The sequence below is a fragment of the Croceicoccus estronivorus genome (assembly GCF_001625325.1).
GTDB classification, from domain to species: domain Bacteria; phylum Pseudomonadota; class Alphaproteobacteria; order Sphingomonadales; family Sphingomonadaceae; genus Caenibius; species Caenibius estronivorus.
Window position 1 is genome coordinate 301,930 of the sequence record NZ_JRQQ01000002.1, and the last position, 20,330, is coordinate 322,259.

Genomic DNA, 20,330 nt, shown 5'->3' on the forward strand with positions numbered 1-20,330 from the left:
CACGTGCTTCGCTTCTATCGCGGATCGATTATCTTTACCGTTGTCTGCCTTGCGCTTGCCGCATGGTATGGCTGGGCTTCTACAGGTAGTATCGAAGCCACTGCACAAATCCTCTGGATCGTCGCCGTTCTGTCGATCCTCGAAATCTCGCTCAGCTTCGATAACGCTGTGGTGAATGCCACCGTTCTGGAGGAAATGGACGAGATCTGGCAACGCCGCTTCCTAACCTGGGGCATTGCCTTTGCCGTATTTGGCATGCGGGTAGTTTTCCCGCTCGCCATCGTTGCAATCGCCGCTGGTATCGGCCCGCTGGATGCCTTGCACCTGTCTCTCAACCAGCCTGACGAATACGAACGTATCGTATCTTCGGCTCATGTGGGCATTGCCGGATTCGGTGGGGCATTTCTGGCCATGGTCGGGCTTGGTTTCTTCTTCGACGCTGACAAGGAAGTGCATTGGATCGCCGTTATAGAAGAGCGATTGTCCCGCATTTCCGCAGTGAAATCAGTCGAAATCGGCCTTCTCCTGTTGATCATGTGGGGCATTTCAACCTTGCTTGATCCCACCGAAGCCCTGACGTTCCTCATCGCAGGAATCCTCGGAATTGCCACTTTCATTGGGGTCGAAGCAATCAACACCTGGCTCGAATTACGAGATGAGCAACGTAAGCTGGCCGGAGCAGTCGTGCGTTCCGGACTGGGTGGGTTTCTCTATCTCAACGTCCTTGACGCATCCTTCAGCTTCGACGGTGTCATCGGAGCCTTTGCGCTTTCGAACAACATGATCGTAATTGCGCTGGGCCTTTCTATTGGCGCCTTCTTCGTACGATCAATGACGCTAATGCTGGTGAAGAAGGGCACTCTCGCCGAATATAAATTCCTGGAACACGGTGCCTTCTGGGCCATCATTGCTCTCGGCGGCATCATGCTGTTTTCGGCCAGATTTCACATTCCCGAAACAGTTACTGGTCTGATCGGTGCGACGCTCATCGGGATATCCTTGTGGTGGTCGATCCGAACCAATCGCAAGCTCAATCCATCCATCGCAAACTAATATGAGATCAAGGATTGGCGCCAAAAATAGGAGCCACCAATTCAACCATGTTGCCGGATCGCAACAGTATTGCTGCCTCAATCAAATGCAGTGCAAAATGGTTGTCAAACGCAACAGATGAATGCATAGGAATGCTTCCAGTTTGGGAGAGGAAGGGAAAGAGCGGCACGCAGAGGCCGCTCTTTCTTTTTGGGTACAGTAAAAAGAACTACCCGGCGCGTTTGATCCGCTGAACTTTTTTCCTCAATGCCCGCACCGCGGCATCATCTTCTCCCCTTAATTCCGACAGTACCCTTGCGAGTATCAGGGTAATCTCCGCATTGCCGGGCTGCAGCCGATAGGCTGCGACAGCGTCTTCCCTCGCACCGGAGATGTCTCCGTTTAGCAGCTTGATCTCCGCTCTTTGCGCTACCACGGCAGCATCCCGTTCCACTCCTGGCTGTCGGAGAGCCACGTCAAGCCATTGCTCCGCCCTTTGCCAATCTCCCATTTCAGTAGCGAAGCCGGCAGCCCAGCCAGCCGCCCGTCCATCCATCGGATGTTCGTCCGCATATGCCGCCACAAGTTCACCGGCATGTGACAATTGCCCAGCCCCCGAATGGGCAGCAATCATACGCGGCAACAACACAGGCGACAGTCGAATACGGGCAGACAAGCGGTAATGCTCAAGTGCTTTCGCATAGGCTCCGCTAGCGATCCCGGCATCGCCCGCCAGCATTTGCGCGTCAGCAGAACCAGAAAACTTATTCAGCGCCTGATCGACCACGGCAACTGCTTGCTGAGCTTCATCCGTGGCAATCAATTGACGGACCAGCGGGATAATGTTGTCCGCTCGATATGGATCGCTCTGCCAACGCGGTTCAAGTACTGAGACGGGAATGGGCCCCGGCCTCGATAGGGCATATGGCGCAGGAAGCGGCGCTGCCGCACGATCCAGAAAGACGGCCGCTGTTCTCCTGTTCTCCAAGGCCTCATACGCTCTGCCGACCAAAGTCAAAAGGTAAGGGGATGCCCCTTTCTGTCTGGCTTGTTCACCGAACCTCTCCACCAGTTCCCGCATTTCGCCGGCCTCATACAAGGTTCTCGCTATCAGCAATGCCACTTGCCGATTGTCTGGCTGGCGCTGCCCCAGACGTTCAAAAAGATCGCGTGCCATGGCGAGATTGCCAGATTTGAATTCGAGAATGCCGCTCAACATCATAGCCGCCGGCATGTCACGAAATGCGTCGCCAGTTCGCCACATCAACCGTCGTGCCAGAGCATAGTCACCGGCTCTCGCGGCAAGCGCTGCCTGAAGATAAAATGCCCGAGGATTCCGGGGTGACAATTCGATCATCCGACGAGTGACCGCGAGCATTTCCTTTGCCCGGCCGACTTCACCAAGAGTCGCCGCATATTCTCCCAGGATATCGAGATCGTCCGGAGCTATTTTCCGTGCACGTTCGAACCAGCCAAGCGCTCCGACAGGCCCAATTGAATCGCGCACGATCTGCCCATAGAACTTAAGGGCCGCGATATTGTTGCCATCCAGCTTTATCGCCTTTTCTATCGCTGCAATCGCCTGAAGCTGTTCGCCTCCGCGATAACGCAATTGTGCGACATCCACCCAAAGCTGGGCATCGTTGGGTGTCAGTTCCAGTGCCTTGTCGAAAGCACGCCCCGCTTCCGACAAATTATCCTCGGCCATCTCCAGCCGGCCCAGCATACGGTAACCATAGGCTTGCTGATCGGGCACGAATTGCTCCGGGCCGAGCCATCGCCGCGCTTCAACCAGGTCTCCCTGCAACAGTTCGGCTTCCCCCATATTCGCCGCAACTGCCGGGCGCGAAGCCCCCTGCCTGAGCGCGTCGCGCAAAGCTACCTCTGCCGCGATTCCATCCTGCCTGAGCAAAGCTGCCCGCCCAGCGGCAAGCTGAGAGGCTGCACCGCTTTCGGCGAAGCCAACAATGGCCGGAAAAAAACAAAGCATCACGGCGCTGGCCGCGATGCCTCGTTTCATGTGCCTGCGATCAGGCGTGAAGATCATATTGCTTGAGGAGGTCGTAAAGTGTCGGACGACTGATCCCCAACATCTTCGCTGTATTGGAAATATTGCCCTCGCTCCGAGCCAGGGCATGGCGGATCACCTTGCGGTCCGCCTGCTCGCGCGCGCTCTTCAAATTGAGAGGCAGACTGTTTTCGTCCAACTCGTTCCCGAGATCGAGGTCCTCTGCGCTTATGAGCTTCCCGTCGGCCATGATAACCGCTCGCTTGATGCGATTTTCCAGTTCACGGACATTCCCAGGCCAAGACCACGCATCGATTGCAGCCAAAGCATCCGCAGCCAGTCCTTTCACTTGCGGATTCATTTCGGCTGCAAATCGCTTGAGAAACGCCTTGGCCAATAGCACTGCATCGCCTGGTCGTTCAGCCAGCGAGGGTATCTTCACCACGATCTCGGCCAAACGATAAAACAGGTCCTCACGAAACCTGCCTTCGGCGATCATCGTTTCCAGATTCTGGTGAGTGGCGCAAACAATTCGCGTGTCCACCTCGATCGACTTGCGTCCGCCTATTCGCTCAATCGTACGCTCCTGCAAGAAGCGGAGCAATTTCACCTGAAGCGGCAATGGAATATCGCCCACTTCATCAAGAAACAGCGTGCCGCCCTGGGCTTGCTCGATTTTACCCTCAGTGGTTTTGACCGCACCTGTAAAGGCCCCTTTCTCATGCCCGAACAATTCGCTTTCGAGCAGATTTTCAGGGATCGCGGCGCAGTTGATCGCGACAAAGGTCTTGTCCCGCCGGCCACTGGCCTCATGCAGGCCTTTTGCAAGCAGTTCCTTGCCGGTCCCGCTTGCGCCGAGCAACATCACGGAAACATTCGTGTTCGCCACACGCTCAATCGTGCGGGCAACGCGGACCATTTCAGGCGCAGCGGTAATCAATCCCCCCAGGACTGTATTGTTATCGCCCGCACGCGCCACGAGCCTGCGATTTTCCTCTTCAATCTGATGGAGGCTGAATGCTCTCCTCACGATCAAGCCCAGTTGCTCGATATCGACAGGCTTCTGATAGAAATCATATGCCCCGCGGTCGATCGCAGTCAGGGCACTTTCCCGCGCGCCATGCCCACTCGCAACAATCACTTTCGTATCGGGTTTGAGCCCCATGATTTCTTCCAGCACGGCAAAACCCTCACTGGTGCCATCAGGATCAGGCGGCAGCCCCAGATCCAATGTCACCACAGCAGGGGCTTCTGCACGCAAAGATGCAAGAGCCGAAGCACGATCACCCGCAATAACCACATCGAAATCATCATAGGCCCATTTAAGCTGAGCCTGTAGACCTTCGTCATCTTCGACGATCAGCAATTTGGGTTTATCGTCGGCCATTTCATGCCACCTCGGCTTTATTGGAATCTATTTTCCCGATCAGATCAGCGACACCTGCTCGCGGAAGGCGAAGAAAGAAACGCGTCCCGAGCCCTTCGCGAGACTCGACATCCAGCCTGCCTCTCATGGCAGTTATCAGTTCCCGTGCCTCGAACGCACCGATACCGAACCCACCCGGCTTTGAAGAAACGAATGGCTTGAACAGACGCGAACGGACAAATTCAGGGCTCATACCCGTCCCCGTATCGACAATTTCGACTAGCCCATGCACTCCATCCGGTCGAACACGTATGAACACTGGCGCATCTGCATCACTGGCATCGATCGCGTTCTGAAGCAGATGGACCAACGCCTGTTCCAAGCCCTCACGTTGGGCCTCAACTACGCAGTGTTCCTGTTCGACCACCACAACCGGATGCCCCGTCCCATAGCGCGCCGTCACTTGCTCCACACATTCGTCGAGAGCGACCGGTTCCAACTTGTCCCCACCGTGTGCGCCATATCGCCCGAGACGGGCCAAAAGACCGTTCAACTTGTCTGCACTATTACGCAGGGTAATCAGCATATCAGCGCGGAACTCCGGCTTTTCGACATGCTTTTCCGCATTGCGCGCCAAGAGAGAGAGCTGGCTGGCCAGGTTTTTGATGTCATGCATCACAAATGCGATGCGGCGATTGAACTCATCGAACCGGTTCGCCTCACTGAGCGCTTCCTGCCCTGCCTGTTCGGCAATGTAGCTAGCCAGTTGTTGCCCGACGACCCTGAGGAGATCGAAGTCTTCCCAGTCCAGCTTGCGCACCACTGTCGGGCGGGAAAGCACGACAAGCCCGGTCAGCCGTTCATAGTGTTGCAACGGCACGATCGCCCAGGCATTTTCATCGGATAAGAGCCAATCGGGGACGGCTTCTGCTTCTCCATGCTGATTGGCACCCGCCCGGACATCGTCAATATCGCAAATGAATGTGCCGCCGGCGAAAAAGCGCGCGGCTTCGGGGTCTATCGCGACGGCGGGCACTTCGATACTCAGCCATTTCCACCGCGCCGAAAGAACCATCCCGCCATTTTCACCTGGCAAGAGTAACAAGCCGGATGGGCTATCCGTGATATCGGCAAGGGCCTGGACCACACGCTCCTGCAATGGGGGCGCATCAGGGCCGGCACGACCGATCGTATGCGTCAATCGCAGCCACTCGGCACGGTAGTCATAGCGGTGCTGAAATAAGTGTTTGATCGCGGTCACTTTCAACCACCGACGCAAACGCTGGGAAGGCAGCCACAACAGCGCCACCACACTGGCCGTAAACAGGAATGCTACCTGCGTCAGCTGTGCAAGATTGCCGCCGATCAACGTCAGTGACCGTGCAATGATCACCATCATCAGCAGGTAGAGCCCGATCACAACAAGCGACAGGGTCTGAAACGTCACCGCTCGCGAAGGCATGAAGCGCAAGTCCCGCCCTGCCCTGCTCACGCCCAGTGCCAGCGGAACAGCCGCCGCAGCCACTACAATTCCGCGCAGGGCCGCCAGTTCGATGGCCACCCCATTACTCAAATAGGCAACCGTGTAATAATTGAGATCGACGACCCACAGTGCCGCCAATGCGGCGGCTGGCCAGCGCATACCCGGGCGATTGGCTGAGGATGCCCCGGCGTAGAGGTTATGCACAAGCAACAGCGCCCCGACCGTAACCAGCAAATGCATGATCACGGCGACTTGGAAGATTACCTCCTGTGCCCCAGGAATCTGGGCCACTCGCAGCTGTGCGAGCAGAAGTGCCGGTTGCAGGCCTTCCAGAAAAGCCAGGATAAACAAGACGGGACGAATTGGCTGAATTGCGGAGTCGCGCCCGTCGCTTGCGAACAGCCGGTAGAGCAGGAACATCCACCCCAGGTTTCGCGCGCTCTCGGCGATCAGTGCCCAGAAGGACAGCGGCGAGGATGCCGCCGCGACCAACGCCCAGGCAGCGGTTAAACCGAGCGCCGTACGGGCCCCCTTACGCTCCGAACTAAGGCGCTTCCCGCGACCTACCCATACCGCCAGAATTGCGCAAATCACTGCTCCGCCGAAATGGCTCCAGTATCCGATCGCACCCCAGAAATGGTCTCCCCCCATCAGCGGGCCCCCTCATTCCAGAGGATAACCCGCAGGGTCTGGAGCAGGATCAGCAGGTCTAGAAAAGGAGTATAATTCTTCGCGTAGTACAGATCATATTCGAGTTTGTGCCGCGCGTCGTCAATCGAGGCACCGTAAGGATAGTTGATCTGTGCCCATCCGGTGATACCCGGCTTCACCATATGTCGTTCGGCATAATATGGCAGCCGCTCTTCAAGGTCGGAAACGAACTGCGGGCGTTCAGGCCTTGGGCCCACGAAACTCATTTCACCTTTCAGAACACTCCATGTCTGAGGCAGTTCGTCAATTCTTACCTTGCGAATGAGGCGACCGACACGCGTCACGCGCGGATCGTTCGTCTGCGCCCATTTCGCCCCATCTTTCTCCGCATCAGTCCGCATCGAACGAAGTTTGATGACATCAAAAGGCTGCCCATAGAGCCCGACACGCGTTTGACGGAAGAAGGCGGGTCCTCTGCTGTCAATCTTCACCAGCAACGCAAAAAGCAGGATGACCGGGAAGGTCAGGAGCAGAAGCAGGCTGCTGGCAATGATATCGAACAGACGCTTGGCGATGCTCGACATCATCTGCGCGGATGAGAAACCATCGGAAAAAATCAGCCAGCTAGGGTTCAAGGTGTCGAGATCAACACGTCCCGTCTCCCGTTCCATAAAGCTGGAGAAATCGTTTACGTGAACACCTGCAGTCTTAATCCGCAACAAATCCTTGAGCGGCAAGGCATTGCGCCTTTCCTCTAAGGCAAGGACCACCTCGCTCGCCCCGAGATTCTGGACGAAACGGGAAAGATCATTGATCGCACTACGCGCAATCGCTTCATCAACTGTCCGCTCGTTCTCATTCATGCCGACATAGCCGACAATCACGAAACCGCTCTGCGGGCGCTCGGACAGCAACCGAAGACGATCAGCACGATGGCCTGCTCCGAGGACGAGCACGCGACGACGGAAAGCTCCCGCGCCCAGAATTCCACCGACGATCAACCTGTTCGCCAGCAGCATCGCAATGGCGAGGAACATCGCATAGGCTAGTGTCGATCGCCAGAAATCGAGACCTGGGACAATGAAATCCGCGAAGGAAAGCGCAATGATGCCAAGGCTGACGGCAACAAGAATGCGAGCCAGGGCAAAACGCATCGACCGCAGTGCGTCGACACCATAAACACCGACCGCGATCATCGCTGTTTGCACGACGATGGCGAAAGTAAGCAGCGATGGCAAACGCTCAGCCAGCAGACCCGTATCAGTATTCAACTGACCTGCGCGCAATTGCCACGCCAGTTCACCTGCGCCGAGCAGCAATGCCAGGTCAAGCAGCCCCAACAACAGCACGGCGTGCGGGATATAGTGTTTGAACAGGCGGATCATCGCTTCCTACAGCAGCCGAAAAGGGTCGGTCAGAGACACGCCCTAAACGGAAGAGATGAACTGTCGGTAAATTTTACATAAATCAACGAATAGCCCAAAAACCGGTCTATTGACGCTGGCCAGGCGTAGTTACTCGACTGTTACCTATGCATCGAAATCGAACGGAGTTTGCCCTCGGACGCGTTCTTCGAATTGCAGCATTGCCCCCCGTGGCGGCAGAGAACGTTGAATGCAGTCGGAGCGAAAACAACGCTCACACCCAGGGCCTACTGCCGTCGCTCCGCCAAGACCGAACGATATACCTCGCGCCTGAGCCAACTGCGCAGCAAGCTTGGCTTCGACCCCGATAACCGTCACGAACTGCACTGCAGACAAGTCATTTGCCCCGCGTCCCTCGCCGGTACAGGCGATCGTCAACCACTCTCGTTCGCCCTGCCCTGCTTCTTCCATCGCAATGAGTTGCACGCATATGTTCCCGGCACGTTCGAATGCCTGATGCGCCACCCAGAGCGGACAGCTATATTCCCCTTCCAACAGCAAGGTGCCACTTGCCCCGGCATAGCGCTTGGAAAACTGCCCGGCACGATCAACCCGAGCCATGAAGAACGGCAAGCCCCGTTGCCCAACTCGTTGCAAAGTGGTCAACCGGTGAGCCAATTGCTCGAAACTGACCCCGAAACGCCGTTGAAGAATGGCAAGATCATAGCCGGTCTGCTCGCAGGCACGCAAAAAACGACCGTAAGGCATCAACAAAGCAGCCGCAAAATACGACTGGAGGTGGCGCGCGAAAAACTGGCGTGCGGCCTCATCCGGCAAGCGTGCCCCCTGTACCAGGCTGCGGATCGCCCCGCGTTGCTCCAGGATGGCAAGTTGTATCGCCACCTGGAAGTTCCTCGACGGCAGGCTCAGCATTTCGGACAACTGCAATTGCCGTGCATGGAGATCGAGACGCCGCTGCGAACCCATCAGAACATCGCTCGGCAAGATGCGGACGGAAATCTGATGGCGTTGCCTCAAACGCTCCGTCAAAGCTTGTCCGATGTCGGCATTCGACAAACGCAGTTCATCCGCCAACTCCTCCGCGGCAACGTCGAGATCGGCAAAATGGTTGCGCCAACGCTCGATTTCACGCCGGGCAAGAGTCAACGGGCTGGTCTGTCCGGCCCCGGAATCTGCCGACACGCCAGCATCGTAGAGGCGCGCGAAGGCCACAGCCGCTTGCGGAACACTTGCGAGCCATTCAACTATTTCTTCGCGATCAATTTCAAGATCGGCGAAACGCTCATCCGCCAGCCTTCGCCGCATCCCATCGATTCCGCCAACGGCTTCTTCCTGCCGCAGCACACGCGGGTCAAAATCGAATTGCTCGACCAACTGGACTACCAGACGCGCTGAAACCGGTCTGCGGTTGTGCTCAACCAGGTTCAGATAGCTTGCCGATATACCCAGCCTGTCAGCCATGGCTGCCTGTGTCAGACCTTCGCGACGGCGCAATCGACGCAAGGCAGGACCAGCAAGAAGAGCAGCATCTGCCATATATCACCTGTAAATATCTTTACATATTTTCACATCTATTAGCGCATTATGCCGGAGAATAACAATAAAGTGTGTAATATTTTCTGTGCAAGCCACGTGAGGTCCGTCAAATGCAAGGCCAAGGGCTAGCCGATGAAAGCCAGCCCCACACTTTCGGAGCTGACGACATGACCACTTTTGCTGACCTTATCCCCGCCCCGGCAGGCCGTTTCGATGGCATCAACCGGACTTACGCCGCTGCCGACGTTGAACGCCTGCGCGGATCGGTTCCAGTAGAATACACTCTGGCTCGTCGCGGCGCCCTGAAGCTGTGGGATCTGCTGCGGAACGAACCCTACATAAACGCTCTGGGCGCCTTGTCAGGCAATCAGGCCATGCAAATGGTCCGCGCCGGCCTCAAGGCAATCTACCTGTCAGGCTGGCAGGTTGCTGCTGATGCCAATACCGCCGGTGCCATGTATCCCGACCAGTCGCTCTATCCAGCGAATGCCGGGCCGGAACTCGCGCGGAAGATCAACAATGCCCTTCAACGTGCCGACCAGGTTGAACATGCTGAAGGCAATTTGACACGCGATTGGTTCGCACCGATCGTTGCCGATGCAGAGGCCGGCTTTGGGGGCCCCCTCAACTGTTTTGAGATTATGAAGGCCTATATTGCGGCCGGGGCAGCCGGTGTTCACTTTGAGGACCAGCTTGCTGCGGAAAAGAAGTGCGGCCACCTCGGTGGCAAGGTTCTCATCCCGACCCAGGCGCATATCCGCAATCTCAATGCAGCACGCATGGCAGCAGATACTTGCGGCGTGCCGACCGTTCTTATCGCACGCACCGATGCGGAAAGCGCCAAGCTGATCACTTCGGACGTCGATGAACGGGATCACGAGTTCCTGACAGGCGAACGCACTCCTGAAGGTTTCTTCCGCTTGAAGGATGGCACCGGGGTCGATCACTGCATCAAGCGGGGCATTGCCTTCGCTGAACATGCAGACCTGCTCTGGTGGGAAACATCTAAGCCGAACCTCGATGAAGCAAAGCGCTTTGCCGAAGCGGTGCAGAAAGCCCATCCGGGCAAGATGATGGCCTACAATTGTTCGCCAAGCTTCAACTGGGAAGCCAATCTCGACAAGGACACCATTGCCAAATACCAGCGCGAACTGGGCGCCATGGGATACAAGTTCCAGTTCGTCACATTGGCCGGCTTCCACAGTTTGAACCATGGTATGTTTGAGCTTGCTCGGGGCTATCGTGACCGCGGCATGGCTGCCTATTCGGAACTTCAGCAGGCCGAATTTGCCAGCGAAGCCAATGGCTACACTGCAACTCGCCACCAGCGCGAAGTCGGCACCGGCTATTTCGACGCCGTCGCCACAGCGATTGGTGGTGGGCAAAGCTCAACCACTGCACTCGCGGAATCGACGGAAGCCGATCAGTTCAAGAAGGAAGCTGAACTTGCGTAAACTCCAAGCTTAGGAGAACGACGATGCAAACCGATACAATGACTTCGCATGAACCGACCCGCGCTCGGGCACTTTTGTCCACTGCGGATTTCAAGTTGCTCCGCGCCGCGCTGGCCAGTCATGCGAAAGCGGTGGAGGATCCAGGCGAGCTGGCAAAGATCAATGCGCTTTATCACCGCTTGGGCACTTATGCCTGAATAGCTTAATCTCCTGGGGAGGAGACGACGGTCGCCGGGTTTCAAAATCCGGCGGCCGTCAACTTCATTCTGCTACATCGCCGACAGGCATCAACTCCAGCGCCGCGGCCGCCAGCGCCTCCGCTGCTGTCCCAACGACCTTTTCCGCATCGGGTGCCCAAAGCGCGCTATGCAGTGAAGGCAGACTCGCCCCACCGATCTGAGCCGCATAGTATTTGTCTTGCGGCACACCACCCACCCAGAAAATCAGCGATCTGATGTGGTCAGGGTCGGCCAACCGATAACGCCCGAAATCCTCTCCTGCCATAACGGGTGGCACCTGCTTCACCCGTTCGGCCCCAAAACGGGCAGTAAACAGCCTTGCCATCTCTTGCGCAAAATCGGGGGTGTTGGCCGCAGCAGGAGTGGAACCTTCCAGAACGGTGACTACCGGCATCCGATCCTCCGGCAATCCCGCGGCCACTGCCTCTCCGCGGGCAATGCGGGCAATTCCATCGAGCAACAATTTCCGCGTTTCGGCATCGTAGCTGCGAACCGTCAGCTGCAGTTTCGCTTCAGCAGGAATTACGTTGTGCTTGGTTCCCGCATGGAAACTGCCAACTGTCACTACTGCCGGCTCGATCGGGTTCACTTCCCGGCTGACCAAAGTTTGCAACTTCATCACTATCGCACTGGCCAGGACGATTGGATCCTTTGTCGTATGCGGATAAGCCCCGTGTCCCCCCTGCCCTCTAACGAGTATGTCGACGCTATCGACATTGGCGTAAGCATATTCAGTTGAATAGCCAATCATACCAGCAGGATACTGCGCGGCATCGTGGAAGGCGAGTGCGTAGTCAGGCTTGGGAAAGCGAGTGTAAAGCCCATCGTCCAACATCGCCTTGGCGCCAAGGCCCACTTCTTCGCCTGGCTCCGCAATCATAAGCAGGGTCCCAGACCATTGATCTTTTCGAGCGGCCAGCAACTCGGCAGCGGCAATCCATGCCGTCATGTGAGTATCGTGTCCGCAGGCATGCATCACACCGCTTTCGACACCACTTGAGGAGGTCACACGCACTTTCGATGCGAAAGGCAGTCCTGTCTCCTCCGTAACTGGCAAGCCATCCATATCGGCCCGCAGCATGACTATCGGCCCGCTACCATTGCGCATTTCAGCGACCACGCCTGTTCCGCCGACACCTTCCGTTACCGCGAAACCTAGAGAGCGCATCTGCGCAGCCAGCTTCTTTGCCGTCCGCACTTCCTGCATGCTCAATTCTGGATGGGCATGAAGGTCTCGATACAATGCCATCAGATCGGGCATACGAGTTGTCAGGGCATCGCGTAGATCATTGGCATGGACCTGGATGGGCATGACCATCGCCGCACAGGCAAGCAGAGTCGTTTTGCGAAACATGCATCCAGTCTGGCCTCATGCACCCGCAGGTGCAACTACATGCCGTACTGAATGACCAGCAGGATCGACAGCGTTACAACCATCAGCAGCACGAGCGGCACACCCGTGCGGAGGTAATCGCCAAAGCTGTAATCGCCCTCTGCCATAATCAGCATGTTTGTCTGATAGGCGATCGGAGTTGCGTAGCAGAGATTGCACCCGAACAGCACAGCCAGAACCAACGGCTCCGCCGGCATACCCAGATGATTGGCAATGTTGAATGCAATCGGCGTTCCGATCGTGGCGGCCGTGGCATTGGACGCAAAGTTGGTCAGCGCGGTAACGAACAGCATGATGGCCGCGAGCACCGCCGCAGGGGGAAGGTACTGGAGAAAAGCTGCCATCAATTCACCCAGCCATGCCGCAGCTCCGGTTTCCATAACCAGACTACCAACCGCGATGCTGGCCGCGACCAGCACAATTACTTTGGCAGATAGCGCCCTGCCCACGCGGTCGAATTTCACGCAACCGGTGAGCAGCATGAGAATTGCCCCTCCCAGCGCCGCGATTGCAATGGGGAACAGGCCGATAGAGGCCGTGCCGATGGAACCGAACATGATAGCTGCCGAAAGCATCGCTTTCGACCGGCGCGGCATCTCCTTCGCCCCATCAAGGATAAGCAAGCTGTCTCCCCGGGCAAACTCCTGCAAATCATCGACCAGACCAATGGCAAGCAGGACATCCCCTTCCGCGATGCGCAGTTCCCCGGTCGCTTCTTCATGACCGGGGCCAATCAGCCGCGGCGGTTTGTGAATGCCCAGGACAGCCACATTATAAAGGTCTGCAATACCGCTGGTCGCCAATGTCCGTTGGAGCAGGCGGGAATCGGCAGTGACAGCCATTTCCACCACCATGACGTCATCGCCCAGAGCCGCAGCCTTTTGGCGAATTTTCGCCAGAACCCAACCCGGTGCGACTTCGCCCTTGAGCGTGCGCACTGCCTCCTCCAGCGCCTCGTGTGTGCCGGAGATCAGAATACGCTGACCAGCCTCCATGGGGCCTGCCGGATTTTCTTCAAATGCGAAGTCCGCAGGAACACGTGGGCGCAGGGCATCGAGCGCTTTTCCGACCAATTCGCTGCCAACCGGAATCCGTAGCCGGGTCAGGAAGCGACGCTGTTCATGCATTTCCTCAACACTATGGGCTGGCAGTAGCCGTGGCATCACGAGCCACAGATATGGCAAAGCAACCAGTGCAGCGGTCAAAACGATCGGCGTGTAATGAAACACGTTCATGTGCGGCATGCCCAGATCGCGGGCAATCGATACAACCAATAGATTGGTCGATGTGCCGATCGTCGTTGCCATTCCACCGATCAGCACCGCGGCATTAAGGGGAATCAGCGTCTTTGACGCAGGCATCGCGCCGCGTGCCGCAAGTTGCACGAAGATCGGAATCAGCAACACCAGAACAGGCGTATCGTTGACGATCATCGACAGGAAAAAGGCAATCAGCAGCGAAACCAGCAGCCCGACCTGATGGTTTATCTTCCACACCCGCTCAAGGATGCGTGCCGCCGGATCGAGAGCCCCGGTTACCACCAATGCCCGCCCCATTATCATCAGCGAGCAGATGGTAATCAGCGCGTAATGCCCGAAGCCACCGAACGCGAGCCGCAACCCGTCAGTAGGCTGGGTATGGGGAAGCGGAAAGAAATACAGGCCGACCGCTATTACCGCGATAGTCAGCAATGAAACAATTTCCACCGACATGCGACCACGCGCAAACCCGATGAACATGCCGATCGTGACGACCATAGCGGCCAAAGCATGAAAGGTAGGGAATCCCGGCATTACCTGTGCACCAGGCAGTCATGCAACATTGCGGGTTTCCTCCTCGAAAACGCAGCTGGTGCCCCTGGCCCGACTCGAACGGGCACTTCCGTAGAAACTCGATTTTGAGTCGAGCGCGTCTACCAATTCCGCCACAGGGGCACTGCGTTGAGTGGGTTTAGAACAATCCGAATGATTCGTGAATCATGCAGATCACTCCAACCCTATGTTGCCGCGTCGTTTCTTGCGAAAATCGAGCCCGACCCTCTCTACGCGATGCTCTAACGAGACAAATGCTCCGCATCAAGCACCGTAAAGACGATTACTTCAGCCTTTGAGCGCTCCTACAATAAGCTTGTGCAATCGGGAATGGAGCGCATCATTGCCCGCCAACACCTGGGTGTCGCAAATCGGGTCGGAACGCCCTCTCCAATCAGACACAAAACCGCCAGCTTCACGAACGAGAAGGCATCCTGCAGCCGTATCCCACGGCTGAAGATTACTCTCCCAAAAGCCATCGTATCGCCCGGCCGCAACCCAGGCCAGATCAAGCGAAGCAGAGCCAAACCGACGGATCCCAGCCACCTTCGGGCCGATTTCCGCATAGATCTTTACCCATTCGTTGGGATCGCCCGCCCCAGCAAAGGGAATGCCCGTAGCGATCAGCGCCTCATCCAGATGCCGCCGCGACGAAACGCGCAAACGACCGTCATGCAGCCATGCACCACGCGTCTTTTCCGCCCAATAGGTTTCATCGGTAATCGGCTGATAGATGACACCGGCAATGACATCGCCCCAGCCCTTACCATCCAGTCGCGGTTCCTGAGCAGCGATTGAAATCGCAAAGTGCGGAATCCCGTGAAGGAAGTTACTTGTGCCATCCAAGGGATCTATAACCCAACGCGGCTTCGTCGGGTCGCCTTCGATTATGCCCCCCTCCTCCAGCACAAAGCCCCAATCCGGCCGTGCCTGAAGGAGTTCGTCATATAAGGTACGCTCCGAAGCCCGATCGGCCTTGGAAACGAAATCTGCAGGTCCCTTCCGGCTAACCTGCAGATGTTCGACTTCACCAAAGTCGCGACGCAACCGCCCGCCCGCCTTGCGTGCGGCACGTTCCATCACGCGAATAAGGCCTGATACTGCAGCCATATTATTTCCTGTTACCTCCGCAGCAACTGCGAAGGATCACGCCTTTCGGGCTTAGCGCCCCTTGGACGGATCGGTTTTTGCGGGTGCCGGATTGCCCTTGGGCATGCCGCAAACTGCGGCGGAGGCGGCATAGATATGATTCGGATTCTTCGGATCGAGCTTTTCATTTTCGCTCAGAACCTTGCCGGCGGCCAGGCTGATCTTGCGAACCGGATTATTGTAAAGGCAAGCGATCAGCGCGCCCTTCTGTTCCTTGGTCACCTGATCGGAGTTCAATGCCCCCACGAAAGAGCGCACGATGACGACCCCTCGCTGAATGTCCTCAGCAGTGTTGCCCGGCACCACCTTGGCGTCGTCGGCTTTCTTGTCTGCGGCCAGAACTGCCGACGGGGCGGCGACCGCCGCAATCGCGGCAGCGAGAAGGATCGTCTTGCGCATTATCAATCTGCCTTTCTTACATATTCACGGGCATAAACATCGACGATGATCCGTGTGCCGCTTTCAATATGCGGCGGGACCATGACGCGAACTCCGTTGTCGAGAATCGCAGGCTTGTAACTGGAACTGGCGGTCTGCCCTTTCACCACTGCATCGGCTTCGACGATGGTGGCTTCGACCTGTTCGGGAAGCTGCACACTGATTGGACGTTCCTCGTAGAGTTCGAGCGTTACATCCATGCCATCCTGCAGAAACGCCACGGCATCGCCAAGAAGATCCGCAGGCAGCTGGAGCTGGTCGTATGTGTCCTTGTCCATGAACACCAGCTGATCGCCATCCGCATAAAGATACTGAAAATCTTTCGTATCCAGACGGACGCGCTCAACCGTATCAGCACTGCGAAAGCGAACATTCGTTTTCCGGCCGTCGATGAGATTTTTCATCTCAACCTGCATGAAGGCGCCGCCTTTGCCCGGCTGCGTGTGCTGGGTCTTGGCAACCTTCCAGATGCCCTTCTCATATTCGAGAATATTGCCGGGACGAATGTCCACGCCGCTGATTTTCATAAACTCGCTCTTTCGAGAAAATAGCTAATGTCTTGCGCGGCCCCTAGCGGCTGGCTGCTGCCGGAGCAAGGGCATCGGCTTCCATTCCCTGCGTGGAATCAGGTCAACCGCTCTGCGAAGGCCTGAACCGCACGAACCTCGTCACCACTCCATACGGCATTGCAAACAGCTAGAAAATCTGCCCCTGCCTCGACAAGAGGCAAGCAATTTTCCGGCGTTATTCCTCCAATCGCGACGCAAGGCAGTTCGAAATACATCTGCCACCACTCAAGGATTTCCAGTTCGGCCCGATGCTCGACATCCTTGGTTGTTGTCGGGAAAAACGCTCCGAAGGCGACGTAGTCGGCCCCGGCCTCACCAGCTTCCATCGCGAGATGACGGCTATTGTGGCACGTCACGCCGATTTGCGCCTCTCTGCCAAGCAGTTCACGTGCTTCACGCACATCGCCATCTCCCTGCCCCAGATGGACACCGTCAGCACCGATCCGTTTGGCCAGCGCAACCGAGTCGTTAACGATGAAGCCCACGTCACGATCCGCACAGATCGCCTGAAGCGGCTCTGCAAGCCGCACCGCCTCGTGCTGATCAACGCCCTTCACACGAAACTGAAAGGCAGTGACCGGCATTTCGGGACGCTGAGCATCTAGTGCGCGGGCAAGCCGGTCGGGGAATGTGCCGCTGACATCAAGCGGCGAGATAAGATAGAGTTGGCAATCTGACATAAAGACGCCCTGTATAGGTGAGAATGAGTCCCGCCAAGGCTATGGAACGCAATGAGGGCCGATGTATTCTTCCTTCATGAGACTGCCCATTCTTCTGGCCCTCACCAGCTTGGCCACGTCGTGTACGGCAAACCCGCCTGTGAAAGCTCCGATTCCGGAAAACGGTGTCGTCCAGGCAAGGATTGGGCAAACCGTCTATATCGACGGACCGCACCTGACGCCGCTCGCTGTAATCGAGGACAGCCGCTGCCCAACGGGAGTTCAGTGCGTCTGGGCAGGACAAGTGAAAGTCAGAGTGAAAATAGACCTGGGTCCGGGAAGCCAGTTACGAGAACTGGTGCTCGGAGACCCTCAACAGATTGCAGATGGCTCGATTGAACTTGTTGAAGTCACGCCAGCCATGCACGCAAAAGCGGCAATCCCGCCCGGGGATTACCGCTTCGGCTTTCGTTTCATGGGCGGTCTTTGACAACCACCCATCAGGGTCAGGCAGCAACGACCGACTTCTGGGTCGAGCCCTTGAAAATTTCGTCGATTGCGCCTGCCAGGGAAGCATTGAATTCATCATCGCTCATCTGGGCGCGTAGATCTTCAAGCAAAGCCCGGCTGAAGCTGGCGATAACGCCGCGATTCTTGGCCAGTTCCGCACAAGCCTCAGGCCGCTTGTAACCGCCCGAAAGCGCCACGACGCGCAGCACCTTTGGGTGATCGACCAGCGGATCGAACAATCCAGGCTTAACCGGAAGACTGAGCTTCAACATGACCTGCCGGCCTTCCGGCATGGCATCGAGATTTTTCAGGATTTCTTCGAGCAAGATCTGGTCGCATTCCGCGCGCGTCTCGCTCTTGATATTCACTTCCGGTTCGATGATCGGCATCATACCGTGCGAAATCACCTGTCTGCCAATTTCAAACTGCTGGGCAACGACAGCTGCAATCCCTTCACGATTGGCGGACTGAATAACCGAACGTTCCTTGGTGCCGAACACGCCCAGCGCTTTTGCACGGGTCAGAAGCATATCGAGTTCCGGCATCGGCTTCATCATCTGAACGCCGTTGGCTTCGTCTTCCAACCCTTTGTCAATCTTGATAAAAGGCACAACACCCTTATCGATAAGCGCCGTGGGCGTGGGCTTACCATCGACAGTCCCGTCCATCGTCTTTTCGAACAGGATAGCGCCGATTACCTTATCGCCTGAGAAAGCGGGTGAACTGATTATGCGGCTACGCATTTTATGGATCAGCGCGAACATTTCATCATCGTTGGAATAGGCACTTTCCTCAATGCCATACCCGAGGAGCGCTTTAGGTGTTGAGCCGCCACTCTGATCCAGCGCCGCAATGAAGCCGTTACCATCACCGATCTTCTTGATCATATCCTGCTGCTGCATGTCATTCCTGCCTATTTTCTCTTCGTAATCCAATTTGAATGGGGCCTGCCTTAGTCACCCCCAGACAGTGCCGCAACTGCATCAACCATAGTCCTATGTCTTGGCTTTTCAGTCTTCGTGACGCCTATTCGCCCAGAGCATCCGGCGGCCCCTTGAGTTCCAGCATGTTACCCTCCGGATCATTCAGGTAGATGCTGGGGCCGAACCCATCTGCCCCGTAACGCCTGCTCACAGAAATGTCCGCCAATCCATGATGCTTTAGATGACCCAGAATGCCAGCTTCGTCCCAAGGCCGAATCTGAAAACAAACGTGATCGACGTTGCGTCCGCCCTTGCCCGCCGGCTCTCCGCCTTGTCGCCCGAGTTCCCCGTCACAATCGACAAGATCGACCAGCGACCTTCCTGCACGGAGCTGTACAAGGCCCAAATTCTCGATCTTACGTTCGACAGTGGCGCCTAACACTTGTTCATAAAAGGCAATCATACGATCCATGTTCCGGACCCGAAACACGACATGGTCGAGCGCCGCGATCCTAATCATCGCATCAAAGCTGCGACACCCGGCAACTCACGGCCCTCCATCCATTCAAGGAAGGCTCCACCAGCTGTTGAAATATAGGTAAAATCTTTCGCCACGCCCGCATGATTGAGAGCCGAAACGGTGTCTCCACCGCCTGCAACCGAAACCAGCGATCCTTCCTTGGTCAACGCAGCTGCTGTGCGAGCCAGAGCGACGGTCGCCGCATCGAAAGGCTCCGTTTCGAATGCCCCCATGGGGCCATTCCACACCAATGTCCGGCAAGTCTTGAGAACGTCCGCCAAGGCTTCGACAGCCTGCGGCCCCACATCGAGGATCATCTCGTCAGCGCCCACTTCGTGAACATTGCATGTCCGCATAGACGGCGGATTGGGTGCGAATTCCTTTGCCACCACCACGTCGTATGGCAGGTGGACCGTGCAGCCGGACCTGTCGGCTGCATCCATGATTTTCTCGGCGACTTCCGCCAGTTCATGTTCGCAGAGAGATTTTCCGACATCGATTCCACGTGCGGCCAGAAAGGTATTGGCCATGCCGCCGCCGATTATCAGATGATCGACTTGCCCCACCAAATGTTCGAGCACGGCAAGCTTGGTCGAAACCTTGGCCCCACCTACCACAGCAGCAACCGGCTTTTCCGGGGCGCCCAAGGCTTTGTCGAGCGCTTCCAGTTCTGCCTGCATCGCACGGCCGGCATAGGCAGGCAGCAGATGAGCCAAGCCTTCCGTCGTTGCATGGGCCCGATGCGCAGCGGAAAATGCATCGTTGACATAGAAATCCGCATTAGCCGCAATGGACTTGGCAAAATCCGGATCGTTCTTTTCCTCGCCCTTCCAGAACCGGGTATTTTCCAGCATCCCGATATCACCTGGCCGCAAAATGCCGATAGCCTGCGCGGCAACTTCTCCGGCGACTTCGGGAATGAACATCACCTCGTGCCCAAGCACATCCTCGACCGCGCCCTGGACCAGACTGAGCGACATTGTCGAATGGCGTTCACCCTTTGGGCGGCCGAAGTGGGCGAGCAAGAGCACTTTCGCACCCTTGCCCGCCAATTCAAGAATGGTTGGCGCCGACGCCTTAACCCTTGTCACATCCGTGACATGGCCATCCTGCATCGGCAGATTCAGGTCAACGCGAACCAGTGCGACCTTTCCGGAAACATCACCGAGATCGTCAAGTGTACGGAAAGACGCCATTTTCTACC

18 protein-coding genes and 1 tRNA gene are annotated in these 20,330 nt (G+C 56.7%); 4 read left to right on the forward strand and 15 right to left on the reverse strand.

Features of this window, described 5'->3' with window-relative positions; genetic code table 11:
- Nucleotides 1-3 precede the first annotated feature (3 nt).
- On the forward strand, nt 4-1,053 hold the full coding sequence (locus MB02_RS04680) for a DUF475 domain-containing protein (RefSeq protein ID WP_067533240.1): 1,050 nt from the start codon (nt 4-6) through the stop codon (nt 1,051-1,053).
- A gap of 208 nt (nt 1,054-1,261) precedes the next feature.
- On the opposite strand, the gene MB02_RS04685 is transcribed toward MB02_RS04680, so the two are convergent.
- The 5 genes from MB02_RS04685 to MB02_RS04705 all read right to left on the reverse strand — a co-directional run bounded on the left by MB02_RS04685 (nt 1,262) and on the right by MB02_RS04705 (nt 9,461).
- A complete protein-coding gene (locus MB02_RS04685; protein WP_067533244.1) occupies nt 1,262-3,052 on the reverse strand; it encodes a tetratricopeptide repeat protein in 1,791 nt (596 codons plus the stop codon).
- A gap of 10 nt (nt 3,053-3,062) precedes the next feature.
- Entirely contained in the window at nt 3,063-4,427 is a 1,365-nt protein-coding gene (gene prsR, locus MB02_RS04690; RefSeq protein WP_067533247.1) for a PEP-CTERM-box response regulator transcription factor, read from the reverse strand.
- A gap of 1 nt (nt 4,428) precedes the next feature.
- Complete coding sequence (gene prsK, locus MB02_RS04695; RefSeq protein WP_067533250.1) at nt 4,429-6,540, reverse strand: XrtA/PEP-CTERM system histidine kinase PrsK; 2,112 nt, start codon at nt 6,538-6,540, stop codon at nt 4,429-4,431.
- The gene (locus MB02_RS04700; protein ID WP_067533253.1) at nt 6,540-7,925 is read right to left on the reverse strand and encodes a TIGR03013 family XrtA/PEP-CTERM system glycosyltransferase; all 1,386 of its coding nucleotides are present in this window, start codon (nt 7,923-7,925) and stop codon (nt 6,540-6,542) included. The genes prsK and MB02_RS04700 overlap by 1 nt, the downstream gene beginning before the upstream one ends.
- Before the next feature lie 144 nt (nt 7,926-8,069).
- Nucleotides 8,070-9,461 (reverse strand): helix-turn-helix domain-containing protein, encoded by a 1,392-nt coding sequence (locus MB02_RS04705; RefSeq protein ID WP_067533256.1) that lies wholly within the window; start codon nt 9,459-9,461, stop codon nt 8,070-8,072.
- Nucleotides 9,462-9,628: 167 nt separating this feature from the next.
- On the opposite strand from MB02_RS04705, the gene aceA reads away from it, so the two are divergent.
- Together aceA and MB02_RS17620 are read left to right on the forward strand one after the other, a co-directional pair.
- On the forward strand, nt 9,629-10,915 hold the full coding sequence (gene aceA / locus MB02_RS04710; protein WP_067534123.1) for an isocitrate lyase: 1,287 nt from the start codon (nt 9,629-9,631) through the stop codon (nt 10,913-10,915).
- A 23-nt stretch (nt 10,916-10,938) separates the two neighbouring features.
- The gene (locus MB02_RS17620) at nt 10,939-11,112 is read left to right on the forward strand and encodes a hypothetical protein (protein ID WP_156495414.1); all 174 of its coding nucleotides are present in this window, start codon (nt 10,939-10,941) and stop codon (nt 11,110-11,112) included.
- A gap of 64 nt (nt 11,113-11,176) precedes the next feature.
- Here MB02_RS17620 and MB02_RS04715 read toward each other — a convergent pair whose 3' ends face one another.
- The 7 genes from MB02_RS04715 to thiE all read right to left on the reverse strand — a co-directional run bounded on the left by MB02_RS04715 (nt 11,177) and on the right by thiE (nt 17,194).
- Nucleotides 11,177-12,508 (reverse strand): amidohydrolase, encoded by a 1,332-nt coding sequence (locus tag MB02_RS04715; RefSeq protein WP_067533259.1) that lies wholly within the window; start codon nt 12,506-12,508, stop codon nt 11,177-11,179.
- A 35-nt stretch (nt 12,509-12,543) separates the two neighbouring features.
- Nucleotides 12,544-14,340, reverse strand: coding sequence for an SLC13 family permease (locus MB02_RS04720; protein ID WP_067533262.1), 1,797 nt, complete (start codon nt 14,338-14,340; stop codon nt 12,544-12,546).
- Between the two features lie 56 nt (nt 14,341-14,396).
- Nucleotides 14,397-14,481: transfer RNA gene (locus MB02_RS04725), tRNA-Leu, on the reverse strand.
- A gap of 165 nt (nt 14,482-14,646) precedes the next feature.
- Nucleotides 14,647-15,468 (reverse strand): inositol monophosphatase family protein, encoded by an 822-nt coding sequence (locus MB02_RS04730; protein WP_067533265.1) that lies wholly within the window; start codon nt 15,466-15,468, stop codon nt 14,647-14,649.
- 51 nt (nt 15,469-15,519) lie between these two features.
- Nucleotides 15,520-15,906: a hypothetical protein gene (locus MB02_RS04735; protein ID WP_067533268.1), complete on the reverse strand. Its 387-nt coding sequence runs from the start codon at nt 15,904-15,906 to the stop codon at nt 15,520-15,522.
- Between the two features lie 2 nt (nt 15,907-15,908).
- A complete protein-coding gene (gene efp / locus MB02_RS04740; RefSeq protein ID WP_067533271.1) occupies nt 15,909-16,472 on the reverse strand; it encodes an elongation factor P in 564 nt (187 codons plus the stop codon).
- Between the two features lie 98 nt (nt 16,473-16,570).
- A complete protein-coding gene (gene thiE, locus MB02_RS04745) occupies nt 16,571-17,194 on the reverse strand; it encodes a thiamine phosphate synthase (RefSeq protein ID WP_067533274.1) in 624 nt (207 codons plus the stop codon).
- 61 nt (nt 17,195-17,255) lie between these two features.
- Between thiE and MB02_RS04750 the strand changes: the two genes are divergently transcribed.
- Nucleotides 17,256-17,663, forward strand: a complete 408-nt coding sequence (locus MB02_RS04750; RefSeq protein WP_235829420.1) for a hypothetical protein — start codon at nt 17,256-17,258, stop codon at nt 17,661-17,663.
- Between the two features lie 16 nt (nt 17,664-17,679).
- Here MB02_RS04750 and MB02_RS04755 read toward each other — a convergent pair whose 3' ends face one another.
- The 3 genes from MB02_RS04755 to MB02_RS04765 form a co-directional block, all read right to left on the reverse strand.
- Nucleotides 17,680-18,585, reverse strand: a complete 906-nt coding sequence (locus tag MB02_RS04755) for a fructose bisphosphate aldolase (protein ID WP_067533277.1) — start codon at nt 18,583-18,585, stop codon at nt 17,680-17,682.
- A gap of 124 nt (nt 18,586-18,709) precedes the next feature.
- A complete protein-coding gene (locus tag MB02_RS04760; RefSeq protein WP_067533280.1) occupies nt 18,710-19,126 on the reverse strand; it encodes a VOC family protein in 417 nt (138 codons plus the stop codon).
- Nucleotides 19,123-20,322: a phosphoglycerate kinase gene (locus tag MB02_RS04765; protein ID WP_067533283.1), complete on the reverse strand. Its 1,200-nt coding sequence runs from the start codon at nt 20,320-20,322 to the stop codon at nt 19,123-19,125. Before MB02_RS04765 ends, MB02_RS04760 begins: the two co-directional genes overlap by 4 nt.
- Between the last annotated feature and the right edge of the window lie 8 nt (nt 20,323-20,330).